This window comes from Candidatus Polarisedimenticolia bacterium (genome assembly GCA_035764505.1).
GTDB lineage: Bacteria > Acidobacteriota > Polarisedimenticolia > Gp22-AA2 > AA152 > AA152.
This window is the reverse complement of record DASTZC010000263.1, coordinates 1-5,940: the sequence shown is the minus strand read 5'-3', so window position 1 is coordinate 5,940 and position 5,940 is coordinate 1. Positions and strand designations below refer to the sequence as shown.

General features: G+C 65.2%; 7 protein-coding genes. 6 read left to right on the top strand and 1 reads right to left on the bottom strand.

Translation table 11 applies throughout. The features are described from left to right. The coding region (locus VFW45_17095) for a DUF72 domain-containing protein (GenBank protein HEU5182506.1) at positions 1-266 on the bottom strand (266 nt) is incomplete at its 3' end. A gap of 75 nt (positions 267-341) precedes the next feature. Here VFW45_17095 and VFW45_17090 point away from each other — a divergent pair. The 6 genes from VFW45_17090 to VFW45_17065 all read left to right on the top strand — a co-directional run. Then, on the top strand, positions 342-569 hold the full coding sequence (locus tag VFW45_17090; GenBank protein HEU5182505.1) for a hypothetical protein: 228 nt from the start codon (positions 342-344) through the stop codon (positions 567-569). A 36-nt stretch (positions 570-605) separates the two neighbouring features. Next, entirely contained in the window at positions 606-1,181 is a 576-nt protein-coding gene (locus VFW45_17085) for a DUF4126 domain-containing protein (protein HEU5182504.1), read from the top strand. Positions 1,182-1,294: 113 nt separating this feature from the next. After that, positions 1,295-1,708 (top strand): hypothetical protein, encoded by a 414-nt coding sequence (locus tag VFW45_17080; protein HEU5182503.1) that lies wholly within the window; start codon positions 1,295-1,297, stop codon positions 1,706-1,708. Positions 1,709-1,754: 46 nt separating this feature from the next. Continuing rightward, the gene (locus VFW45_17075) at positions 1,755-2,033 is read left to right on the top strand and encodes a zinc ribbon domain-containing protein (GenBank protein HEU5182502.1); all 279 of its coding nucleotides are present in this window, start codon (positions 1,755-1,757) and stop codon (positions 2,031-2,033) included. Continuing rightward, entirely contained in the window at positions 2,030-2,821 is a 792-nt protein-coding gene (locus VFW45_17070) for an arginine deiminase family protein (protein ID HEU5182501.1), read from the top strand. The genes VFW45_17075 and VFW45_17070 overlap by 4 nt, the downstream gene beginning before the upstream one ends. Before the next feature lie 152 nt (positions 2,822-2,973). Next, positions 2,974-5,940 (top strand): hypothetical protein (locus VFW45_17065; protein HEU5182500.1); only part of this gene is annotated, 2,967 nt, incomplete at its 3' end.

Below are 5,940 nucleotides of genomic sequence, written 5' to 3'. Positions count from 1 at the left end.
TCGCCCCCTTTGAGCTCCTCGCGCTTGTGGGTGAAGCCCTGGTAGAGCTTGACTGTGAAGCGGAAGCCGGGGCGGTTTGCCACGCGCTGCGCCCAGGAAACCGCCGAGCGCGGCGCGGGGATGCGGTAGAAGCTGGTGTTGATCTCGATGGTGTCGAAGAATCCCGCCAGGTAGGCGAGGCGATCGAAGCGGGTCGAAGCCGCGGCCGGATAGACCAGGCCTCCCCAGTCGTCGTACGACCATCCCGCCACGCCCATGCGAATCATCGCAGGCCTCGCAAGAGGGTGGCGGCGGGCGATCGCCCTGGCTTATACTCCGCGCGGATCTTGAAAGGAGGCGGCATGGCAGCACCTATCGAGCCGGTTCCCCCCCCGTCCTGTGAAGCCGAGTATGCGCTGGAATCGCCGCAGACCTGCCCGCAATGCAAGAAGGAGGTCTCAACGCTCCAAGTGGTACGCCTCCTCCGTTCCAAGGTCAACTTCACCTCCACGCTTCCCCGCCGCGGCCACGTGATCATCTGCCCCGAGTGCAAGGCGATCCTGTCGGCCGAGCTGGGAGGAAACCTCTAGCTCGCCCTTTGCGGCGGCATCGTCCAGACTAACGCCATGAGCGCCCAGAGTCTCATCAGCCTCGCCCTGGGTTTGGCCCTGAGCGCCGCCTGCGGCTTCCGCATTTTCGTGCCGCTGCTGGCGATCAGCCTGGCGGCCCGCCACGATTATGTCCAGCTCTCCTCCGGCTTCTCCTGGATGGCTTCGGATGCGGCCCTGATCGTCTTCGCCACCGCCACCGTCCTGGAGGTCTGCGCCTACTACGTCCCCTGGCTGGACAACTTCCTCGACGCCGCCGCCACCCCGGCGGCCATGTTGGCCGGGATTGTCGCCAGCGCCTCGGTGTTCGTCGAGCTGCCGCCGCTGGTCAAGTGGAGCGCCGCCCTGATCGGCGGCGCGGGCGCCGCCGGCTTCGTGCAGGGGGCGACCGTGCTGCTGCGCATCAAGTCCTTGGCCACCACCGGAGGCGCCGGCAACCCCGTAGTCTCGACCGCCGAGCTGGCCGGCTCGACCGCCACCTCCATGCTGGCGATCGCCCTTCCCATCGTCTGCTTCACCCTCCTCGCGCTCGGCTGCTTCTTCGTGTTCCGCCAGGCGGGACGACTCTTCTTCGGCCACCGCCGGCTCGGCTGAGCCGGGCGCCGCTTCTTGACACCCCCTTCGGGAGGGATCTAATCTCGCTGCAACTCGCAGCGGCTTAATCGATCCGGAGCGACCCTTTGCGGGCCGGACTCCGAGGAGGTCCCATGGCCGACAAGCCCCGTCTCGTGGATTATTTCTATACCCACTGCATGGACAGCCCGGGCGACGCGCTGCGCATTCTGAGCATGCTCAAAGACTCCGGCGTCAACCTGCTGGCCTTCTCCGCCTTCCCGGATGGTCCCAACCGCAGCCAGATCGACTTCATCCCCGAGAACGCGGAAACCCTCCTGCAGGCCGCCAAGAAAGCGGGAGTCCCGCTCAGCGAGAAGAAGCGCTGCTTCCTGATCGACGGGGCGGACCGCCCCGGCGCCGTGGCCGAGATTCTCAAGATACTCGCCGACGCCAAGATCAATGTCACCGCCTGTGATGCCGTGTGCGCCGGCAACGGACGCTACGGCGCCATCCTGTGGGTGGCGCCGGCGGCCCTGCAGGCGGCGGCCAAGGCGCTGGGGGCCTGAGAGCAGTCCAATCAAATTTTGCGGCCGACGCCTCGGAGACATCGTCATGAACCAGGCCGTCATACACAAGAATTGCCAGAGCTGCGGCATGCCCCTCAAGCGCGACGAGAAGGGGGGCGGCAGCAACCTGGATGGATCGCGCAGCACCACCTATTGCAGCTATTGTTACAGCGGCGGGAAGTTCACGTCCCCCGACATCACCGCTCTCGAGATGCAGGAATTCGTGAAGGGGAAGCTGCGCGAGTTCGGATTCCCCACCCCGCTGGCCTGGATGTTCACGCGCAATATCCCGAAGCTCGAGCGCTGGAGTCCCAAGGGTAAGTGACAGCCTCCCGGTTCGGCACCTTTCGCAAGGCCATCGTCCGGCCGCCGGGACCCGGCTTCGAGAAAGGGATCACCTCGTCCCGCCTCGGCCCTCCCGATCTCGCCAAAGCCCAGGAGCAGCACGAAGCCTATTGCCGGGCGCTGGAGCGCTGCGGCGTCGAGGTGATTCGGCTGGAGGCGGACGCGTGCTTTCCCGACTCGACGTTCGTGGAGGACGTGGCCGTGCTGACGCCGCGCAATGCGATCCTGGCCCGGCCCGGTGCGGAGAGCCGTCTCGGCGAGGTCGCCGGGATCCGGGGCGAGCTGGCGCGGCACTTCACCTCGGTGCGGGCCATCGAGGATCCCGGCACGCTCGACGGCGGCGACATCTGTGAGGCGGGAGAGGTAGTCTTCATTGGCGTCTCACGGCGGACCAACGAAGAGGGGGCACGGCAGCTCGCGGCAATCCTCGAGGAGGAGGGCTTGACCCCCATCCCGGTGGATATCCGCGCCTCAAAGCAGCTCCTGCACCTGAAAAGCGGCATTGCCTGCCTCGACGCCGGAGTCCTGGCGCTCGTTCCGGAGCTGGCGGCGCGTCCCGAGTTCGCCGGCTTCCAGGTGGTCCCGGTGGATCCTGAGGAGGAATACGCCGCCAACTGTGTCCGGGTGAACGACCGCATCCTGCTGGCGGACGGCTTTCCGCGCTTCCTGGCGGCGATCCGCGAGCGGCGCTACGAGCCGATCGTCCTGGACGTCTCCGAGTTCCGGAAGATGGATGGCGGACTGAGCTGCATCTCGCTGCGCTTCTGACGTCACCCACGGTCCCGTTTCACATCCTCCACCGAAGGTCTATAATCGCCGCATCCTGATTCTTCTCACGAGTCGCGCGCCAGCCATCTTACGGGGGGGGCCCAATGAGATACCGCGGCGTTGCTATTCTTGTCCTATTCCTGGCCATCGGAATGTCGGCGGGGCAAGCCCGGATTAGGGAGCTGACTTTCGCCCAGCGCGTCGAAGCGCAACGCGCCATCGAGAAGGTCTACTACTCCCACCAGATCGACGCGAGGAGGCCTTTCGACGAAGCCGTTCCACGCGCCGTGCTCGAAGAGAAGGTCCGCGATTACTTGAAGCAATCGGCAGCGCTCGAGCGGCTGTGGCGGACGCCGATTACCGCCGAAGCGCTGCACCGTGAGATCGATCGTATCGGTCGGAACAGTCGCCTCCCCGATCGCCTCAGGGAAATCTATGCTGCGCTCGGGAACGACTCATTCCTTATCGAGGAGACGGTCGGTCGCGCTGCGCTGACAGGCCGCCTGACGCGCAGCTTCTTCGCCACGGATGCCAGGTTTCACGACTCGACGAGGACCGAAGCCCTGCAGCTGCGCGAGAAGGTTGTGTCGGGCACGATGCGACCTGACGATCCGGATCCACGACGTGAGATCGAAGAAGTGGTTCGCGACGAAGCAGCCGCGCCCGATGAGGATCCAACCCTCGAGGCCAGTCCGGGAGGCGGGCCCGTGCAGCGGATCAAGGCGCCGGCAGCCCGCTTCGAAGAGCTTCGGGCACTTGCCCCTCAACGGCCCGGGACCATTGGCGAGCTGACGGAAGAGCGGGAGGCGTTCGTGTTTCGCGCCCTTCTCGAGGAAGAAAAGGGGCGGTTCCTCGCGGCAACCTACCGCGTACCCAAGACGAGCTGGTCCGAATGGTGGAGGGAGGCTTCCGCCGACTTCGATGAAGGAGCCGTGGTCTCCGTGGCGACCGGCGACGTTTCCCAGTCGGTGGAGTCTGCCTCCGGATGCGTCGTGGGCACCTGGGTCAACGGTATCCTCGATAATCCGACGCCCGATCCCCGGCTCGCCACTCGAGGGGTCTGGACGGGAAGCGAATGGATCGTCTGGGGCGGCTCGCAATTCAATCGGCCGGGCTCCGGGGGCCGCTACGATCCGGTGCTCGACACCTGGACACCAATCTCCACTCTCAACGCTCCCGAGGACCGCACGCTTCATACTTTGGTCTGGAGTGGAAGCGAGGTTCTGGTCTGGGGCGGACAGAGCTTTAACAGGTTTACTGGTCTCTTAACGGGTTTGAACACCGGGGGACGCTACAATCCCACCACCGATACCTGGACGCCCATCTCGACGTTGGGCGCCCCGGTGGGCCGCAGCGACCACACCGCGGTTGTGGCCGGCGGATGGATGGTAGTCTGGGGCGGCCGGGTTCCGGGCTCCTCGAACCTGAATAGCGGGGGCCGTTACCATCTGGCCTCGGATACCTGGCTCTCCACCTCCCTGACGGGCGCGCCCAGCCCCCGCAATTCTCATTGCTCCGTATCCACGGGCTCCCAGATGCTGATTTGGGGAGGGCTGGGGGGAGGGCTCGGCTATCTCAATGACGGCGGGCGATACGATCCCGATGCCGACTTGTGGACCTCCATGTCCCCCGTCGGCTTTCTGTCTCCCCGCGTGTCCGCCGCGGTATGGGCGGGCGATCGAATGCTGGTATGGGGGGGAAACGACAACTCCGGATCCTTTGACACGGGGGGTGCCTACAATCCCGCCCTGGACAGCTGGAGCCTGATCACCCAAACCGGCGCGCCCTCTCCTCGAAATGGGCACACCCTGGTGTGGACCGGCACGGAAATGATCGTCTGGGGAGGAAGGAACGGAAACGTCAGCACGAACACCGGCGGCAGGTACAATCCGAGCCTGGACTCCTGGACCCCCGTCTCCCCCACGAACGCCCCCGCTCCCCGCATACAACACCTCGCAGCCTGGACCGGCAGCCTGATGCTCATCTGGAACGGGCTCGCCTGGAACGGATTCGCCCCTGTGCCGGTCCTTGGGTCGGGGGGCAGGTACGATCCGGCTACCGACACCTGGACCCCCATGGGAGGCGGGCTTTGGTTCACGGGTCATGCAGTCTGGACCGGCAATGTGATGATCGTGTGGAACATCGAAGGGGGCGGCCGGTACGATCCGGCCGTCGACTCCTGGTTGCCTGTCTCGACAGTTAATGAACCCACCCCTTCCCTGGCCCGAGGCGTCAACAGCGCCATCTGGACCGGGAACGTCATGGTCGTCTGGGGTGGCGTCAGTAACCCATTCTTCACCGACGGCGGCAGGTACGATCCCATATCAGACAGCTGGAGTCCTACCTCGACCGTCGGCTCTCCGGAGGCTCGCGAAAACCAGAGCATCGTCTGGACGGGCACGGAGGTCATCGTATGGGGCGGATATAACCAGCTGGCAACCTACACGAACACGGGAGGCCGCTACAATCCGGACACCGATACATGGCGGCTTACCTCAACCTCCGGGGCCCCCCTCCGACGCGATCGACACACCGCCGTCTGGACGGGAAGTCGCATGGTGGTCTGGGGTGGCGAGAATTTTTGTTGCGATCCATCCAACGGTGGAGGCATCTACGATCCGGTGACCGACACCTGGACGCCGACGTCCCTGCTCAACGCACCTTCCCCGACTCTGGGGCACACGGCCGTGTGGACCGGCACCAGAATGGCGGTTTGGGGGGGGACCACCAACGCTCCCCTTTATTCTGGATCGGGCGCCCTTTACGACCCTGTGTCGAACAGCTGGATGCCCATTTCGCTTTCCGGGGCTCCCGCGGCGCGCGCCTATCACAGCGCCGTATGGACGGGCCAGGAGATGATCATCTGGGGCGGTAATGACGCAACCACCTACTTCGCCAACGGCGGCTTGTACGATCCCGCAGCCGATTCCTGGATGCCCATGCCGGTCGCCGGAGCACCTCCCACAAGCGCCACCCACCAGGCAGTCTGGACAGGAGATTCGATGATCGTCCATGGAGGCGAATTCTTCGGAGTCCCCGTCAACACGGGAGGGCGGTTTTGCGGCTGCGCTGCCACGACGTTCTATGCCGATGCCGACGGCGACGGTTTCGGCAACCCT